Below are 17,635 nucleotides of genomic sequence, written 5' to 3'. Positions count from 1 at the left end.
GACAGCGCGGCTGGCGCGGCCGCCGCTGGGTCGGAGCAGGCGCCCGGCAGGCCCCGCACGCCGCTGCCGCCACCGCCCTTGCCCTCGCCCGCCGGCACCCTGCCCTGGTACGGCGTGCTGTTCCGGGTCACGCCGCCGGCCGCCGCCACAGACATCGCCGCAGACATCGGCAACGACACCGGCGGCGCGGCGCCGGCAGCGGATGCCGTCACCGCGACCGCTGCCGACGCCTCCCCCTCGCAGAGTCGTGCCAACTGGATCCTGGGCACCATCCACTTCGGCAGCGAGAGCGAACACGGCATCGACGGCGCACGCCTGCAGCGGCTGGTGGACGCCGCCGCCACCGTGGTCAACGAAGTGGACGTCGACACGCCCATCGATGCGGTGCTGGATGCCTACCGCTGGCTGCCGCCGGAACAGTCGCTGACCTCCCTGATCGGGCCCGAGGGGCTGGCCCGCGCGCATGAGCTGCTGCCGGAGATCGCGCCGGACACCCTGGCGCGGATGAAGCCGTGGCTGGTGCTGGCGCTGCTGGAAGCGCGCGGCGAGCGCGTCGGCGAGGACACCATGGACGTGCGCGTGCAGCACCTGGCCGCCGCCGGCGGCCTGCCGCTGGTGCACCTGGAGGACATGCCGGCGCAGTTGCGGGCGCTGGACTGCGTGTCGTCGCAGGAACAGGCGCAGGTACTCGCCGAACGCCTGCGTGCGCCCTCGCAGATGCAGGACGAGTCGGCGCGCGCGCTCGTCTTCTACCACCGCGGCGACCTGTGGGCCTGGCTGGCGGATGTGGACCGCATGTCCGGCCTCGGCGACAGCGCCCGGGCCATCGAACTGCGCGCCCGCCGCTGCCTGATCGAGCAGCGCAATGCGCAGTGGCTGCCGCGGCTGCTGCAGGTGCTGGCGCAAGGTGGAAGCCTGGTCGCGGTGGGCGCGATCCACCTGCCCGGCTATGACGGACTGCTGGCCGCCCTGCTGCGCGCCGGCTATCGCGTGGAGGCGCAACCCCTGTGAGCACGACCATCACCCCGGCCACGCCCGGCGAACGCCAGGTCTTCTGGGGCCAGGGCGCATTCCTCAGCCCGCAGCACCTGCAGGCGCAGGACGCCTGGCACCTGGCGATGCGCCAGCAACTACATGCGCGCCTGTCGCCGCACCCCTGGGGCTTCGAACGCCTGCAGCTGCGCGAGGCCGCGCTGGGCGAGGGCATCGTGGACATCGAGCAGCTGCTGCTGCATACCCGCGACGGCGAACGCCTGCACGGCGGTTCGGCGGTGGCCACCGGCAACGCCCGCATACCGCAGCGGTCGCTGGCCGAGCTGGTCCCGCGCGACGCCAACCCGATCGGCCTGTGGCTGGTGCTCAACCGCGAACGCACGCTGCAGGGCATGGGCAACGGCGGGCGCCTGGGCGAACGCCACGCGCTGGGCAGCGACAGCATCGCCGATCCCTACGATCCGGCGGCGCCGGCAGTGGACGTGGATTTCCTGCTGTACCAGCCGGGCATCGTCACCTCGCTGGACGAGAACGCGCAGGTGCTGGTGCGCTCGGGGGATGCCTACCGGTTCGCCGAGATAATGCCGCTGTCGCCGGGCAAGTTCCGCCTGTCGCAGGACTATGTGCCGCCGCTGCTGGCCCTGGACGCATCGACCAACCTGTCGCGCTGGACCCGCGCACTGCGCGACCTGCTGGTATCGCGCGGGCAGGATTTCGCCGCCAGCAAGCGCCAGCGCGGCATCCGCGCCGCTTCCACCAGCGCGCAGGAAGTGATGCGCGTGCTGATGATGCAGACCTTCGCCCGCTGGATGCCGGTGCTGGACGAACATGTGCGCCTGGGCAGCGTGCCGGCCTATCCGCTGTACCAGCAACTGCGCACGCTGGTGGCCGAATTCTCGGTGTTCTCCGAGGACATCGGCTATTTCGGCGGGCTGGCGTCCAACCCGATCGAAACCGCCTTGCCGGACTACGACCACGAAGACCTGCGGCGCTGCTTCCGCCTCGCCTTCGAGCGCGCCGAGGCGCTGATCAAGGCGCTGACCGTCGGCGCCGAGGTCGGCATCACCCTGGCCTGGGACGGCCGCTTCTACAAGGCGGACCTGCCGGCGTCGCTGTTCGAGTCGGACAAGACCCGCTTCTACCTGACGATCGAATCGGACGTGCGCGGGCAGGAACTCTTCACCCGCCTGTCGCGCACCGCCAAGATCGCCTCGATGGACGAGATGCCGCGCCTGCTGCAGGCCGCACTGTTCGGCCTGAAGATCGACCTGCTGCCGGTGCCGCCGGAAGAGCTGCCGCAGAAGACGCCCAACACCACTTACTTCCAGGTCGATACCACGCACCCGTTCTGGCAGATGATCAGGAACGCGCGCAACCTGGCGGTGTTCTCCGACCTGTCGCCGGAAGACACCGTCATCAAGCTGTTCCCGGTGGGAGCCGACGAATGAACACCCGCGCGCAAGGCGGGGGGCGCTGAACCGTGGCCCGCCTCGTCCATCATTTCGCCCCGCTGTTCTCCTTCGGCCTGGCGCTGGAGGAGAAGATCGCGGCCAATGCCGCCGACGAGCAGCCGCAGGCGATCATCGAGCACGCGCGCGACCTGCTGGAGCGCGCGCGCGGTTCGGCCAGCGCCGGCGGCAAGCGCCCGGAACAGATCGAGGAAGCCAGCTTCGCGGTGGTCGCCTGGTTCGACGAGATCATGGCCCGCAACCCGGCCTGGCTGACCGCGCACATCACCCCGCTGCAGATCACCCTGTTCAACACCAACAACGCCGGCAACGAGTTCTTCACCCACCTGTCCAACCTCAAGGCCGAACAGGACGAAGTGCGCGAGGTCTTCTACCAGACCCTGCTGCTGGGTTTCGTCGGCCAGTACTACTACGAGAACGGCGACAGCGGCGAACTGGGCCGCTTGAAGGAACTGCATGCCCGCCAGCTGCCGGTGCCGCCGGCCCCGATCCACACCCTGCGCGAGGAACGGATCACGCCGCAGCCCTACGCCAGCCAGGCGCCTGCCGGCCCCCGCTATCCGCGGCAATGGGACGGCCTGCTGCTGAAGGCCGGTCTGGTAGTGGCGCTGCTGATCCCGCTGCTCTACCTGGGCTATCTGCTGGTCGCCGCGCCCAGGGTGGAAGGCCCGACCGTGCAGGAGCTGGTCGACCGGCAGATCGCCGGTTTCCCCTGCTCTGACCTGTCGGCGACGGTGGCCGGGGACGGGCGGACGCGGGTGACCGGCCATGTCTCGCGCGCCGAGGACCTGGCCGCGCTCAAGGAGCGGGTCGCGGCGGTCAAGGGCGTGCGCGATGCCGGCTTCGACGTGCAGCTGCGTATCTGGCCGCACTGCGAGGTGACGCGCATCGTCAAGCCGCTGTATGCGCGCAACCACGACCTGAAGAGCGGCCTGTCGGTCACCCCGAGCACCGGCCACACCGCGCGCTTCACCGATGGCGAGAATGTCACCGCCCGCCTGGTGCAGGGCAATGCCGACGGCTACCTGTACGTGGACTACTTCACCGTCAACGGCCAGGTGGCGCACATGTATCCGAACGCGCGCGAAGGCGACCGTGGCCTGGTGCCCGCCGGCACCCCGTTCGATGTCGGCGGCGCGGTGGCGTGGGAGGTGTCCGCGCCCTATGGGCAGGAGCTGATCCTGGTGATTTCCTCGCCCACGCCGCTGTATGCGCCGGAACAGGCGCCGACCGAAATGATCGAACCGGCCCGCGACTACCTGCCGCGGCTGGAGCAGATGCTCAAGGCCCACGGCGACGCCCGTGCGATGAGCGCCGACTACATGTTCATGCAGACGGAGCCCGCGCCATGAACCTGCCCAATCCGCTCGCTCCGCTGCTCGCCCTGTTCCGCCGCGCCAAGCCGCTGGCCGATGGCGCCGCCGCGGGCGCGAAAAAGCCGTGGCTGCCGCGCTTGCTGCTGGCCGTGCTGGCGCTGGCCGTGCTGGTTGGCGGCACCCTCGTGCTGGTCCAGCTGCTGCCGCAGCTGCCGGCGCGGTTCTGGCAGCTGCTGGGCATCTGCCTGATCGCCGCCGCACTGATCTGGTGGTTCGCCGCCGGCCGGCGCCGCTTCTCCCTGCAGGGACGCGCGCGCAAGCGCATCGGCGATCTCGGCCCCGGCAATGCCGACGACGAACGCGAACCGCTGGCGCGGATGCAGGCCGCCATCGCCGAGGCCAAGCGCACCATCGCCCGCTCGCCGGAAATGGACAAGGGCCGCGACCCGCTGTACCGGGTGCCATGGATGCTGGTGATCGGCGACGACGACGCCGACACCTCCGGCCTGCTGCGCGCGGCCGCCGACGTCTCGCCGTTCCCCGCACCGGCGGCGGACCCCGGAGCGGTGTGGCAGTGGTGGTTCTTCAAGAACCTGATCGCCATCCAGATGCATCCGCGCATCGTCTGCGAACCGGGCGCGCGGCTGGAACGCGGGCTGTGGTACCAGGCGTTGATGCAGCTGGCCGGCGAGCGCGCGCAACTGCCGCTCAACGGCATCGTGCTGGCGGTGTCGATCCAGTCGCTGCTCGGCCCGGCCGATGCGCTCAAGTCCACCGCCACGCGCCTGCGCCGGCTGGTGGACGAAGCCATGGAACACCTGCAGGTGCGGGTGCCGGTCTATATCGCCGTCACCGGGCTGGAACGCCTGCGCGGCTATCCGCAACTGCGCGCCACCCTGCCCGCCGAGGCCTTCGCCCAGGCGCTGGGCCATGTGCTGGAACCGGCAGGCGCGAACGCCAACGCCCTGCCCGGCCTGCTGACCCCGCTGCTCGACCGCCTGCACGCCCTGGGCCTGACCGCCCTGCGCGGCCAGTCCACCCCGGCGCAGCGGCGCGGCATCTTCGAGTTCTTCGACGCCATCCGCCGCGCCTCTTCCGGCCTGAACCTGCTGGTCACCCTGCTGCTGGAAGACAACACGTTCCAGCGCACGCCCAGCTGGCGCGGGCTCTACTTCGCCGGCGGCGCCGACAGCGCCAACCCCGGCGGCGCATTCGTGGCCGACCTGTTCACCCGCTTCCTGCCGGGCGACCAGCCGCTGGCCGGCAGCTCGCTGCGCGGCAATGCCGGACGCATGGCGGTGGCCTCGGCGGGCGTGGCCGCGCTGCTGGGATTCAGCGTGTACCTCGCCTACGGCCTGTCCACCGCGCGCCGCGACGACACCCGCCTGCTGGCCAGCACCCACAGCGCCTGCCGGGAGATGGAAGACCGGCTGGGCAATGCCCGCATCGAATGGGTGGCCAGCTGCGGACGCACCATCGAGCAGCTCGAATCCGCGGCCGACAAGACCCTGCTCGGTTTCGGCATCCGCCGCGCCGACCGCGACATCGGCACGCTCCGCCAGCGCGTCACCGAGGATTTCGCCAACCTGATCCTGGCGCCCTACGACCAGATGCTGGGCCAGGACATCGAACAGGGCCACGCCGGCCTGGAACACGCGCTGGCCATCGCCCAGCGCCTGCGCATGCTGGAACACTGCCGCGGTTCCAGCCGCTGGTGCCTGCAGCACGAGGCCGGCGGGAACCTCGCCTTCGACGCGCGCTCGCGCCTGTTCGCGCCGTTCGTCAGCGCCGACCACGACACCGCGCGCGACCACGACAACGGCATGGCGCTGTTCGGCGCCTACCTGGGCTATCTGCGCTGGCAAAAAAAAAAGACGCTGGACGATGAGCGCGACCGCCTGCGCGGCCAGCTCGCCCGGCTGATGCAGTCGACGCAGGCCGTCGCCCCCGGCCAGTTGAAGAGCTGGTCGCAGGCACGCGGCGGCGGCTTCACCCTGGCCGACTGGTGGCTGCCCGCCGGCGCCCTGGTCGGCACCGATGCCGCACTGCCCGCGATACCGGCGGCCTACACCCGGCCGGCCTGGGAGAACGTGGTGGAGCCCTTTCTCGACACCCTGCCCGACGCCGGCGTGGCGCGGGAACGCATAGACGCGCTGCGCGGGCAGTACTTCACCGACTACTTCGCCGCCTGGGGCGGCCTGCAGGCGCATTTCGGCGACGGCCTGGCGCTGTGGAAGGGGCGCGAGGACGATCTGCTCAAGCGCGCCGCCGGCAACGACAACCCCTATGCCCTGTACTTCGCCCGCCTGGACGAACAGGTCTACGGACTGCCGCTGGCGCTGCCCGTGGGCCTGCGCTGGAGCCAGTGCTGGGCGCAGATGAAATCGCGCTGGCTGACCTCGTGGCGGCCCCTGTCCGGCTTCATCGGCGACAGTCTCGCCCTGTGGCGCACCCGCATCGAACCGCCGCCGTGGGTGCCGGCGCTGCGCGCCACCCGGCTGCAGGTGCTGGCCCCGCAGGCGCCGGCGTTCGCCCAGGCCTGGCTGCGCCTGCAGGGCCCCGGCGCCGGGCAGGATGCCTGGCATATCGCCAGCGAGCTGTTCGCCGGCCACGGCAACAGCGACAAGCCGCCGGCCGACGACTACGCGCGCCTGCTCGCCGCCACCGACAAGCCGCCGGAAGGCCACGGCGAGAACTTCAGCCCGCAGGACCAGACGGCCTGGGCGATCGCACGCGGACCGGCGCGCCTGTTGTGGCAGGCGACGGCGTCGATGGCCGCCAGGACCCTGCAGCAGCGCTGGCAGGAAACCGTCTTCCAACCGCTGGCCGCCTTGCCGCCCGAGGCCCGCCAGGGCGCCCTGCTGGGGCCGCAGGGCAAGCTCGAAGCCTTCGTCGGCGACTGGCTCAAGCCCTTCGTCAGCGAACGCGAGCGCACCCCGGTCAGCGTGGCCGGCGTGACGATGCCGCTGGCTCCGGCCTTCGTCGCCCTGATCGCCTCCGGCCAGGCCGGCCCGCCCAGCGACGCGCCGGTGCCGGCCGGCACCTTCACCCTGGACAGTCCATCGGACCTGTCGCCCCTGGAGGAAGGGGCGCAGGGCACCGTCTTCGAACTGGCCTGCGGCGGGCAGACCAGCAGCATCGGCAGCCGCGGCGAATCGCTCAGCGATGCGCAGATGCAGCCGCAATGGTCGGCGCAGACCTGCGCCGAGGCGCGCATCCGCATCGCCCTGCCGCCGCTGCCGACGCTGCCCGACGCGATCCCCGCTGCCGCCGAGACGCCTGCAACTGCCGCGCCGCCGACACCCGCACCGGTCGTCGGCGACAGCCCGCGGCTGGTGCTGCTGTATCGCGGCAAGGACGGCATGGCGCGCCTGCTGCAGGATTTCGCCGGTGGCAGCCACGCCTTCGGCATGGCCGATTTCCGCAGTTCCTACAGCCCCGGGCAATGGCAGGAACTGCAGCCCCGGCTGGTCGCCGCCGGCTTCCGCCAGGCCCGCGTCTACCTGCGCATCGACGCCTCGCCGCAGCTCCTGCAGGCCGTGTCCGGCGCGGCCGACGCGCCGCGCGAACTGCCGGGGCAGATCATCGACTGACCTTTCCACGGAGCATGCCCATGGCCCTCGACGTCAACCTGCTGCTGGCCCCGATCAGCGCCGACTCGCCCTGCGGCGAGGACGCCAGCTTCTCGGACCTGTTCGACCGCATCCGCGAAGCGCGCCGCTTCGACGACCCCGGCCTGTCGCAGGGCGACTGGGCCACCGAACTGAAGACCGCCGACTGGCGCAGCGCGCTGGATCTGTCGATCAAGGTGCTCACCACCGTCAGCAAGGATCTGCAGGCCGCCGGCTGGTTGACCGAAGCCGCCATCAACCGCCTGGGGCTGGAAGGCGCGCGCGACGGGCTGAGCGTGATCGCCGGCCTGCTGGAGCAGTACTGGGACGGCCTGTACCCGGAACTGGACGGCGACGACGCCGACGAGCGCGCCGGCAAGATCGCCTGGCTCAACACCAATCTCGCCGCCGCCCTGCAGGCCATGCCGCTCACTGCCGACGGCGCCGCGCCGCTCAATCTCAACGACTGGCAGAGCTCGCGCGAAGTGGACAACCTGCAGCGCCAGAACAACGACGCCTGGCAGGCCGCGCTGGCCGAAGGCAAGGCCAGCGGCGAAGCCTTCGATGCCGCCATCGCCGCCACGCCCGATGCCGTACTGAGCGAACGCCTGGCCGCCAGCAACGCCGCCAGCGCCGCCCTGCAGCGCCTCAAGGCCACCGCCGACGAACGCCTGGGCCGGGCCTCGCCCAGCCTCGCCGCCATCGACGCCGCGCTCAAGCGCATCGGCCAGGTGCTGCTGAAGGCCGCCCAGGCCAAGGGCCTGGCTCCGGCCGCGGAGGCCGGCCTGGCGCCCGCCGCCGACATCGGCGGCGATGCCGCCGCGCCGCGTGCCGCCACCACCGGAAATGGCGGCGGCACGCTCGACCTGTCCGGCAACAACGCCGCCAGCAAACAGGCCGCCCTGAAAGCGCTTGGCGAGATTGCCGGCTACTTCCGCCGCACCGAACCGCACAGTCCCGTCTCCACCCTGCTGGACCAGGCCGTGCGCTGGGCCGACATGCCGCTGGCCGACTTCCTGCAGGAAGTGGTGCGCGATGACAGCGTGCTCAACGCCATCCGCGCCCGCGTCGGCCTGCCGCAGGGGTGACGGGGCCGGCGCCGCTTCGCCGTCCCCGCGCGCCAAAAGGCATATGCCGTTTTCTGGCCTTCCGATGGATTTCCCCCGCATTGCGCGCCGCACAGACTCCATTGCGCCCGCCCCGCCGCGCATCGCGCCGGGCGCCGTCCCACCACCACCGGAACCCTCGCCATGGCCAAGGAAAGTACCCAGCACAAGCTCGACCGCGTGCGCGCGCCGCGCGTGCAGCTCACCTATGACGTCGAAGTGGGCGACGCCATCGAGAAGAAGGAGCTGCCGTTCGTCGCCGGGGTGATCGGCGATTTCAGCGGGCAGAGCGAAGTTCCGCAGCCCAAGCTGAAGGACCGCAAGTTCATCAATGTCGACAAGGACAACTTCAACGACGTGTTGAAGGCGATAAAGCCGCGCATCGCCGGGCAGGTGGAGAACACGCTGGCCGGCGATGGATCGCGGATCGGGGTGGACATCCAGTTCTCCAGCCTGGCCGATTTCGACCCGGAGAACGTGGTGCAGCAGGTCGAGCCGCTGCGCAGGCTGCTGGAAGCGCGGCAGAAGCTGGCCGACCTGCGCAACAAGGCGGCAGGCAACGACCGGTTCGAGGACCTGCTCAACGACGTCCTGCAGAACACCGACAAGATCGCCCAGCTCAGCAGCGAGATCGGCGCGGGGAAAACCTCCGCCCCGGAGTGACGCCCGCCCGGCACCGTCGCCCCCGTTTCCTCCAGCAACCGCGAGTACCCAGCCCATGGCCAGCACCCAGACCGCTACCGCGAGCGCCGGCGCACAAGCCGGCGAGAACAGCCTGTTCGACCAGATACTGTCGCAGAGCCGGATCGCCAAGACCGATTCGGAAAAGGACCGCGCCCGCGACCTGATGGCCGAGCTGGTCAACCAGGTGACCGAAGGCGCGCTGGTGGTGTCCAAGGACGCCATCTCGTCGCTGGACGCCCGCATCGCCGATATCGACAAGCTCATCTCCGACCAGCTCTCGGCCATCATGCACATGGCCGACTTCCAGCAGATGGAAGGCAGCTGGCGCGGGCTCAAGTACCTGGTGGACAACTCCGAGACCAGCACCACGTTGAAGATCAAGCTCTTCAACGTGACCAAGAAGGAACTGGTCAAGGATTTCAGGAACGCCTCGGATTTCGACCAGAGCCAGGTGTTCAAGAAGATCTACGAGGAGGAATACGGCACGTTCGGCGGCTCGCCCTTCGCCACCCTGATCGGCGATTTCGAGTTCGGCCGCAACCCCGAGGACATCTACCTGCTGGGCGAGATGTCGCACGTGGCCGCCGCCGCGCACGCGCCGTTCCTGTCCGCCGCCTCGCCGGAGCTGATGGGTTTCGAGAGCTTCACCGAGCTGTCCGGCCCGCGCGACCTGGCCAAGATCTTCGACACGGTCGAGTACGCCAAGTGGAAATCGTTCCGCCAGAGCGAGGATTCGCGCTACGTCGGCCTGGCGATGCCGCGCGTGCTCGGGCGCCTGCCCTACGGTCCGGACACCACGCCGGTGGAAGCGTTCAACTTCGTCGAATCGGTATCCGGCAAGGAGCACGACCGCTACCTGTGGATGAACGCCGCCTACGCGCTGGGCAGCAAGATCACCGACGCCTTCGCCAAGTACGGCTGGACCGCGGCGATCCGCGGCGTCGAAGGCGGCGGCCTGGTCGAGGGCCTGCCGGCGCATACCTTCGCCACCGACGACGGCGAGGTGGCGCTGAAATGCCCCACCGAGATCGCCATCACCGACCGCCGCGAGAAGGAACTGGCCGATCTGGGCATGGTTCCGCTGGTGCACTGCAAGAACACCGACTACGCCGCGTTCTTCTCCACCCAGTCGGTGCAGAGGGCCAAGGAATACAACACCGACGCGGCCAACGCCAACGCGCGGCTGTCCTCGCAGCTGCAGTACATCTTCGCGGTCAGCCGCATCGCCCATTACCTGAAGGCGATGATGCGCGACAAGGTCGGCAGCTTCGCCTCCAAGTCCAGCGTGGAGCTGTTCCTCAACAACTGGATCACCCAGTACGTGCTGCTGGACGACAACGCCAGCCAGTCTGCCAAGGCCAAATACCCCTTGCGCGAAGCGCGCATCGAGGTCGCCGAAATCCCCGGCAAGCCCGGCTGCTTCAAGTCGGTGGCCTTCCTGCGCCCGCACTACCAGCTCGACGAACTGAGCGTTTCGCTGCGCCTGGTCGCCGAACTGCCGCAGTCGGCACGTTGACGCCCCGCGCCCCGCGCTTCGCCCGCCCCGTTCCACCGCACTTCCGCCACCAGCAAGGAGCCTTCCGATGGCCGCTTCGGACTATCACCTGAAAATCGACGGTATCCCCGGCGAATCCACCGACAGCAAGCACGCCAACGAAATCGACATCACCGCCTTCAGTTGGGGCGTGGTCAACCATGGCAGCACCGGCCAGGGCGGTGGCGGCGGCTCGGGAAAATCCACCGCCAACGACTTCACCTTCAGCAAGCCATGCGACAAGGCCAGCCCGCTGCTGATGGCCGCCGCCGCCACCGGCAAGCACATCCCCAAGGTGGTGCTGAGCGTGCGCAAGGCGTCCGGCCAGGGCGGACAGGCCGATTACCTGGTCATCACCTTCGAGGCGGTGTTCGTCAGCAGCTATTCGACCGCCGCCTCCGGCGATGCGCTGGTGCACGACAGCTTTTCGCTCAACGTCGGCAAGGTCACCTTCGAATATAAGCCGCAGAACGCCGATGGCACGCTGGGCGGCGTGGTGCCGGCCAACTACGACTGGACCCGCAACGAATCCAAGTAGCGCCCCGCGGCGCGTCGATACGCCCGGCGCCGGCGCGGGACCGCCCGCTCCCGCGCCGATGCGCCACCACGGCGGATGACAGCCCATGCCGACCCTGTTCGACCGCCTGCAGGAAGACCCCGATGCCGCCCGTGGCGCCAATGGCCTGCGGGCGGGCATTTCCCGCGACCTCGAGCACCTGCTCAACACCCGCTCGGAGGGTGCGCGGCTGATTGCCGATGCCTTCGCCGAATGCCGCCGATCGCTGCTGACCTACGGCATCGCCGATTTCTCCTCGTACAGCCTGCTCGATCCGAAGGATCGCGACCGCATCCGCCGTCACCTGGAGCAGGCCATCGCCCAGCACGAATCGCGGCTGAGCCGCGTGCGCATCGCGCTGGAGCCGCCCTCGCCGCTGGAGCGCGCCCTGCGCTTCCGCGTCGATGCGCTGATGGCAATGGGGCCGGCGCGGGAGAAGGTACAGTTCGACGCCGTGCTGCAGCTGAGCACGCAGGTGTATCAGGTGCGTTGAGCCGCCAGCGCCGCGGCCATCGCGGCACGCAGCTGCTCCGGCGGCAACGGCTTGTACAGCACGCGCATGCCCGCATCCCGCACGGCCTGCAGCTGCTCGGGCTTGGTTTCGCCGGTGACGACCAGACAGGCGAAACGGCGCGCCTGCGCCTGCTTCGCCCCCCATGCTTCCAGCGCGGCCACGACATCCAGCCCGGTCTTGCCGTGGGCCAGCTTCAGGTCGGTCAGCACGATGTCCGGCACGCCCCATTCGGCCACGATCCGCAGCGCCTGCCCGATGTCCTGGGCACTGCGCATGCGGCAGCCCCATGCGTCCAGCAGCAGATGCATGCCCCTGAGGATGGCCGGCTCGTCGTCCACCACCAGCACGCGCACGCCGGCCAGGTCGATCTCCTCCGCCGTGTCCGCTGCCGGCGTCGCCGCCATGCCCTGCGCATCCTCCGCTGCCAGCGGTACCCGCACCGAGAACACGCTGCCGCGGCCCGGACGCGAGCGCAGGCCGACCTCGCAGCCGGTCAGGCGCGCCAGGCGCTCCACCGTGGACAGGCCCAGGCCAAGCCCGTACTCGCGGTGTTCGCCGCTGCGGCGGCCGGGATCGACCTGGAAGAATTCCTCGAACACGCGCTGCTGCACCTCCGGCTCGATACCCATACCGGTATCCCACACCTCCAGCCGGGCCCAGCCGGGGCTGTCGCGGCGCACCCCCACCAGCACGCCGCCGTGGCGGGTATAGCGCAACGCGTTGCTGACCAGGTTGTTGACGATGCGCGCGAGCATGATGCGGTCGGTTTCCACCCGCACATCGGTCTTGCGCAGCACCAGCCGCAGCTCCCGCTTCTCGGCGATGGCGCGGAAGGTATTGCTGATGTCGTTGAACAGTCCATCCAGCGCGAACGCACTGGGCACCGGCTGCATCGCACCGCTGTCCAGCCGGGAGATGTCCAGCAGCTCGGCGAACAGGGCGTCGAGGCTGGCCACGCATTCCTGCACGTGGCTGGCGCGCTCCAGCTGCACCGGGTCGGATATGCCCGCCTTCAACAGCGAGGAGAACAGGGTCAGCGCGTACAGCGGCTGCCGCAGGTCGTGGCTGGCGGCGGCAAGAAAGCGCGCGCGCGCCAGCCCCACCGCTTCCAGCCGCGCATTCTTGTGCGCCAGCTCCGCCGTCGCCGCGGCCACCCGCGCCTCCATTTCGCCCCAGGCCCGGTCCAGCAGCAGCGAGGTCTCGTTGAAACCGCGCTGCAGGCGTCCCACCTCGCCGCTGCGGGTTACCGGCACCATGATGCCGCGTTCGCCGCGGCCGATGCGCTCCACCACGCCGGTCAACTCGGCGATCGGCCGGCCCATCCTCCGCGCCATGCGCCAGCTCACGCCCCCGGCCACCAGCACGCCGGCAGCCAGCAGCGCGACCGTGGTCAGCCACTGCGCGCGGCGCGCGGCGTGGGCCTGCTCCATGCTCAGCCACACCTGCACCATGCCCGGTGCGTGGGTGCCGGGAAACGGCGGCAATCCGCGCATGGCGTGCACGCCATCGGTGGTGCGGATGCCCGCGTCGGCGATGATCTCGCCTTCGCCGGACAGGAACTGCACGTTCACCTGCATCGAGCCCGCCACCACCTGCGCGGCGATGCGCTCCAGCTCCTCGCGGTCGCCGCGCTCCATGGGGCCCGCCGCCGCACTGGCCAGGCTGTCGGCCAGCATCTGCGTGGTGGAGGTGCCGAACTGGCGCACTTCATGCTGGTAGTTGCGGGTCACCACCCAGGCCACCAGCACGGTGGTCAGGATGGCCGGCAGGATCGCCAGCAACGCCAGCCGGCTGCTGAACGACAACGTGATCCTGCGGCGCGCTTCGCCGGCGTCATCGATGATGTGCATGCGGGCAATCTACCGTGGAATACCGGCGCCGACGCGCCGGGCGTCTCGGCCGAATGGGCTACGCCATTCCACAAATAGGCGAGCATCCGGCCGGTTCCTAGACTCGTTTCCTCCCCCCTACTGTGCGCCTTCCCCCGGCGCTTTGCACAAGGAGCGGCAGGATGACGCGGGCCCCTACTCCGGGATATTCCGATCGGCGGACACGACGCCGCATCGCGGCGCTGCCCTGCCTGCTGCTGGCCTGGGCGGCCTTGGGCGCGCACGCGCAGGTTGCCGCTCCCGCCGACGACCTGACCGCCGTGGCCAGGGCGCTGTCGCGCATGCAGGACACCGATACGGCGCTGTCGCTGTCGGCCGACGGCGCAGCGCTGTACGCGGCCGAACCGGTCAAGCTGGACGGCTACGCCTACTGCAGCCAGTCGGTGGCGCTGGCCGACAAAGGCGAGTTCCGCGCCAGCGTGCAGGCCGCCAGCAAGGCCCTGCATGTAGCGCTGGAAACCGGCAACGAGGACCTGCTGGCCAAGTCCTACCGCGACCTGGCCATCGTCTTCAACTATGCCGGGCAGAGCGAACGCGCCGAACAGTTCGCTCAGCTGGCGCTGGGCAGACAGGCCTCGGATCCGGCGCAGGTGCGGGGACCGGTGTACAAGGTGATCGGCGACCTGCGCATGCGCCAGCGCCGCCCCGCCGAAGCGGTGGCGGCCTACGAACAGGCCGTGGCCGCCAGCTCGCCGCGCTACCTGCCGCTGGCCCGCGCCTCGCTGGTCAACGCGCTGCTGCTGGCCGGCGACACCGCCCGCGCACAGGCCGAGCTGGATGCGCTGGCCGAGCCGGAGACGCCGGCCCTGCGCTTCCAGCTCGACCGCACCCGCGCACGCCTGCTGCTGGCGCAGGGCAGGCCCGCCGACGCGCTGGCGCTGTACCGCACGCTGGCCGACACCCCGGTGCCGGGCGATGAAGGCAACTACCGCATGTGGGCGCTGACCGGCATTGCCGAAAGCCAGTCCGCGCTGGGCGATGCGCAGGCCGCCGGACGTGCCTACGAACAGGCCATCGCCGCCTTCGACGACGTGCGCGCGCACTTCCGCAGCGACGAATTCAAGATGGGCCTGTTCTCCGATTTCCAGGACGTGTTCGACCACGCGGTGGCATTGCGCGCCGATGCCGGCGATGCCGAAGGCGCGTTCGACATCAGCGAACGCAGCCGGGCCCGCGCCCTGCTCGACGCCGTGGCCGGCCATGCCCGCGGCGCGGGCGGAATCGCCGCCCCGCCCATGCCGGTGGCGCAGCTGCGCGGCCAGCTCAAGCCGGATGAACGCCTCGTCGCCTACCACGCCCTGCCCGACCGGCTGCTGGCCTGGGTGGTGTCCCGCGACGGCGCGCGCATGACCGTCCTCAAACTTGGCCGCAGCGATCTGGAACGCCTGGTGGCCGCCTGGCGCGACGCGATCATCAACCAGCATCCCGGCGCGGTGAATGCCGGCGCCAGCGTCGCCCGGCTGCTGCTGGAACCGTTGCAGCTTCCCGCCGGCCAGCCGCTGGTGTTCGTGCCGCACGGGCCGCTGCACTACCTGCCGTTCCAGGCCTTGCGCATGGACGATGAATACCTGGTGCAGCGCAACCCCCTGTCGGTGGCGCCCTCGGCCAGCATCGCCCTGCGCCTGGCCGGGCGTGGCAGCGCGCCGCCGCGCATGCTGGCCTTCGGCAATCCGCTGGTCAGCCCGGCGGTGGCCAGCCCGCTGCCGCATGCCGAGCAGGAAGTGCGCACCATCACCGCGCTGTTCCCGCGCCCAGAGACCTATTTCCTGCAGGACGCCACCCGCGAACGCTTCGTCGCACAGGCGCCGAAGGCGCGGCTGGTGCACGTGGCTTCGCATGCGCGCGTGGACCTGGCCGACCCGATGCGCTCGGAGATCCTGTTCGCCGACGTCGATGGCAGGACTCATTTCCTCGAGGCGCGCGACGTGATCGGGCTGGACCTGCACGACGTGGCGCTGGTGACGCTGTCGGCCTGCGAATCCGGACTGGGCAAGGTCGAGAACGGCGACGAAGCGCTCGGCTTCACCCGTGCATTCCTGTCTTCCGGCGTATCCACGCTGGTGGCCTCGCTGTGGCCGGTGCCCGACCGCGAAACCGAGAAGCTGATGCAGGCCCTGTACGGCCGGTTGCGCGAAGGCGTCCCCGCGCAACAGGCGCTGCAGGCCGGGCAACAGGCGGTGATCGCCGATGCGGCCACCTCGCATCCGTTCTATTGGGCGGCCTTCAGCCTGGTGGGCGACTGGCGTCTGACGGTGGAGAAGTGACATGAACAGGCTTTTCCCCGCGTACCACCAGCCCCGCGCCGCCCTGCTGGCCTGGACCATCGCCGGCCTGCTGCTGCCGGCGGCGGCCCTGGCCGGGTCAGCCGGCGAGGACGCGCCTGCCGGTGCCGACGATGACGGGCAGGCAACGCCGCTGCAGTCGCTGGCGCCGGCGGAGCCGCAGATGAAGGCGCCACCGCAGCAGCAGACCTTCCTGCTGCAGGCGGTGCGCTTCAGTGGCGCCACGCAGGTGGACGAGGCGCGTCTGCAGGCGCTGGCCGCGCCCCTGCTGGGCCGGCAGGTGAGCCTGGCCGAGCTGCAGGCGCTCGCCGCGCAGATCACGGCGCTGTACCGCAGCCGGGGTTATTTCCTCGCCCAGGCGGTGGTGCCGGTGCAGGAGGTGCGCGATGGCCACGTGCAGATCAGCGTGGCCGAAGGCGTGCTGGGCGTGGTCGATGTGCAGGTTGCCGACGATGCGCCGATTCCGCGCGAGCGGGTCGAACGCATGCTGGCGACGCTGCAGCCGGGCCAGCCGCTGGACGGGCGCGAATACGAACGCCGCATGCTGCTGTTGTCCGACCTGCCCGGCATCCGCCCGCGATCGGCGGTCAGCAGCGGCGCGGAAGCCGGCAGCAGCAACCTGGTGGTGAAGGTGGACAGGGGCCGGCCCCTGTCCTTCCTGCTGGAAGCCGACAACCACGGCACGCCCGAATCCGGCCGCGCGCGCCTGGGCGGCACCCTGCGCTGGGCCAGCCCGACCGGCCATGGCGACAACCTCGACCTGCGGCTGATGGTGGCCGAGGACGCGCACACCCTGTTCGGCCGCCTGTCCTATGAGATGCCGGTCGGCTACGACGGCGCGCGCATCGGCGCCGGCTTCAGCCGCGTGCAGTACGAACTGGGCGGCGCCTTCCGCGCACTGGAAGCCACCGGCACCGCCAACATCACCGACCTGTCGTTGAGCTGGCCCGCGCTGCGGCAACGCAGCGGCAACTGGTTCGTCCGCGCCGGCATCGACAACAAGGCGCTGACCGACCGCTTCGAGGCCGTCGGCCTGAGCGTGGGCAAGCGCGTGCAGGGCATCGGCATCGGCACCAGCTTCGAGTACCGCGACCGCCTGCTGGGCGGTGGCTACACCTCGTTCAACCTCGCGCTCTATGGCGGCAGGCTGCATATCCACGACCCCGCGGCCCGCGTGCTGGACCACTCCCCGTTCGGCCGCCAGACCGAAGGCGGGTTCTCCAAGTTCACCGTGCAGGCCACCCGCCTGCAGGCATTGAGCGCGCGCACCACGCTGTACCTGGGCGCGGGCCTGCAGGCGGCGAGCCGGAATCTCGATCCGTCCGAACAGCTGTCGCTGGGCGGGCCGCGCGCCGTGCGCGCCTACTCCAGCAACGAGCTGCTGGTCGATCGCGGCTGGCTGGCCAACCTGGAACTGCGCTGGTCGGCCAGCGACAACCTGACGCCGTTCCTGCTGTACGACATCGCCCACGGCCAGTACGACACCCTTCGCCATCCGCTGGCCCGGGTCAACGGCCGCAGCCTGCGCGGCTACGGCCTGGGCGTGAACTGGGGGCGGCCGGGCCGCTACACGGTCAACGCCAGCCTGTCCTGGCCCGATGCCGGCAGGCCGTTGGCCGATCGCCGCGAACCGCGGCTGTACCTGCAGCTCCAGCACAGTTTCTGATCAGGAGAGATCACC

General features: G+C 70.4%; 12 protein-coding genes. 11 read left to right on the top strand and 1 reads right to left on the bottom strand.

The window, feature by feature from the left end; translation table 11 throughout:
- The first annotated feature begins 78 nt into the window (after window positions 1–78).
- From ABB22_RS14035 to tssE, 9 genes are all read left to right on the top strand, one after another.
- A complete protein-coding gene (locus ABB22_RS14035; RefSeq protein WP_161809370.1) occupies window positions 79–1,011 on the top strand; it encodes a TraB/GumN family protein in 933 nt (310 codons plus the stop codon).
- Window positions 1,008–2,441: a type VI secretion system baseplate subunit TssK gene (tssK, locus tag ABB22_RS14030; protein ID WP_055769866.1), complete on the top strand. Its 1,434-nt coding sequence runs from the start codon at window positions 1,008–1,010 to the stop codon at window positions 2,439–2,441. The genes ABB22_RS14035 and tssK overlap by 4 nt, the downstream gene beginning before the upstream one ends.
- A 32-nt stretch (window positions 2,442–2,473) precedes the next feature.
- Window positions 2,474–3,814: a DotU family type IV/VI secretion system protein gene (locus ABB22_RS14025; RefSeq protein ID WP_055769868.1), complete on the top strand. Its 1,341-nt coding sequence runs from the start codon at window positions 2,474–2,476 to the stop codon at window positions 3,812–3,814.
- Window positions 3,811–7,371, top strand: coding sequence for a type VI secretion protein IcmF/TssM N-terminal domain-containing protein (locus tag ABB22_RS14020; protein ID WP_055769870.1), 3,561 nt, complete (start codon window positions 3,811–3,813; stop codon window positions 7,369–7,371). The genes ABB22_RS14025 and ABB22_RS14020 overlap by 4 nt, the downstream gene beginning before the upstream one ends.
- A 20-nt stretch (window positions 7,372–7,391) precedes the next feature.
- The gene (gene tssA, locus ABB22_RS14015; protein ID WP_055769871.1) at window positions 7,392–8,477 is read left to right on the top strand and encodes a type VI secretion system protein TssA; all 1,086 of its coding nucleotides are present in this window, start codon (window positions 7,392–7,394) and stop codon (window positions 8,475–8,477) included.
- Between the two features lie 162 nt (window positions 8,478–8,639).
- Window positions 8,640–9,158, top strand: coding sequence for a type VI secretion system contractile sheath small subunit (tssB, locus tag ABB22_RS14010; RefSeq protein WP_055769873.1), 519 nt, complete (start codon window positions 8,640–8,642; stop codon window positions 9,156–9,158).
- 55 nt (window positions 9,159–9,213) lie between these two features.
- Window positions 9,214–10,695 carry a type VI secretion system contractile sheath large subunit gene (tssC, locus tag ABB22_RS14005; protein ID WP_055769875.1) on the top strand — a complete coding sequence of 494 codons (1,482 nt, stop codon included), beginning with the start codon at window positions 9,214–9,216 and terminating at the stop codon, window positions 10,693–10,695.
- Between the two features lie 67 nt (window positions 10,696–10,762).
- The gene (locus tag ABB22_RS14000) at window positions 10,763–11,251 is read left to right on the top strand and encodes an Hcp family type VI secretion system effector (protein WP_055769877.1); all 489 of its coding nucleotides are present in this window, start codon (window positions 10,763–10,765) and stop codon (window positions 11,249–11,251) included.
- Between the two features lie 85 nt (window positions 11,252–11,336).
- Entirely contained in the window at window positions 11,337–11,762 is a 426-nt protein-coding gene (gene tssE / locus ABB22_RS13995; RefSeq protein WP_055769879.1) for a type VI secretion system baseplate subunit TssE, read from the top strand.
- On the opposite strand, the gene ABB22_RS13990 is transcribed toward tssE, so the two are convergent.
- On the bottom strand, window positions 11,750–13,633 hold the full coding sequence (locus tag ABB22_RS13990; RefSeq protein WP_055769881.1) for an ATP-binding response regulator: 1,884 nt from the start codon (window positions 13,631–13,633) through the stop codon (window positions 11,750–11,752). The two genes, tssE and ABB22_RS13990, sit on opposite strands and share 13 nt — an antisense overlap.
- 161 nt (window positions 13,634–13,794) lie before the next feature.
- Here ABB22_RS13990 and ABB22_RS13985 point away from each other — a divergent pair, with 161 nt between their 5' ends.
- Both ABB22_RS13985 and ABB22_RS13980 read left to right on the top strand, forming a co-directional pair.
- Window positions 13,795–15,936, top strand: coding sequence for a CHAT domain-containing protein (locus tag ABB22_RS13985; protein ID WP_200911377.1), 2,142 nt, complete (start codon window positions 13,795–13,797; stop codon window positions 15,934–15,936).
- Between the two features lies 1 nt (window position 15,937).
- The gene (locus tag ABB22_RS13980) at window positions 15,938–17,620 is read left to right on the top strand and encodes a ShlB/FhaC/HecB family hemolysin secretion/activation protein (protein ID WP_055769883.1); all 1,683 of its coding nucleotides are present in this window, start codon (window positions 15,938–15,940) and stop codon (window positions 17,618–17,620) included.
- Window positions 17,621–17,635: the final 15 nt, after the last annotated feature.

Source organism: Stenotrophomonas nitritireducens (assembly GCF_001431425.1).
Lineage (GTDB): Bacteria > Pseudomonadota > Gammaproteobacteria > Xanthomonadales > Xanthomonadaceae > Stenotrophomonas > Stenotrophomonas nitritireducens.
The sequence above is the reverse complement of the archived record's forward strand: the minus strand, read 5'-3'. Positions and strand labels throughout refer to the sequence as shown.

Excerpts from the sequence above, each read along its gene's own strand:
- ABB22_RS13985 (WP_200911377.1), top strand. The coding sequence starts at position 13,795 with ATGACGCGGGCCCCTACTCCGGGATATTCCGATCGGCGGACACGACGC.
- ABB22_RS13990 (WP_055769881.1), bottom strand. The coding sequence starts at position 13,633 with ATGCACATCATCGATGACGCCGGCGAAGCGCGCCGCAGGATCACGTTG.
- ABB22_RS13980 (WP_055769883.1), top strand. The coding sequence starts at position 15,938 with ATGAACAGGCTTTTCCCCGCGTACCACCAGCCCCGCGCCGCCCTGCTG.
- tssA (WP_055769871.1), top strand. The coding sequence starts at position 7,392 with ATGGCCCTCGACGTCAACCTGCTGCTGGCCCCGATCAGCGCCGACTCG.
- tssE (WP_055769879.1), top strand. The coding sequence starts at position 11,337 with ATGCCGACCCTGTTCGACCGCCTGCAGGAAGACCCCGATGCCGCCCGT.
- tssB (WP_055769873.1), top strand. The coding sequence starts at position 8,640 with ATGGCCAAGGAAAGTACCCAGCACAAGCTCGACCGCGTGCGCGCGCCG.
- ABB22_RS14000 (WP_055769877.1), top strand. The coding sequence starts at position 10,763 with ATGGCCGCTTCGGACTATCACCTGAAAATCGACGGTATCCCCGGCGAA.
- ABB22_RS14020 (WP_055769870.1), top strand. The coding sequence starts at position 3,811 with ATGAACCTGCCCAATCCGCTCGCTCCGCTGCTCGCCCTGTTCCGCCGC.
- tssC (WP_055769875.1), top strand. The coding sequence starts at position 9,214 with ATGGCCAGCACCCAGACCGCTACCGCGAGCGCCGGCGCACAAGCCGGC.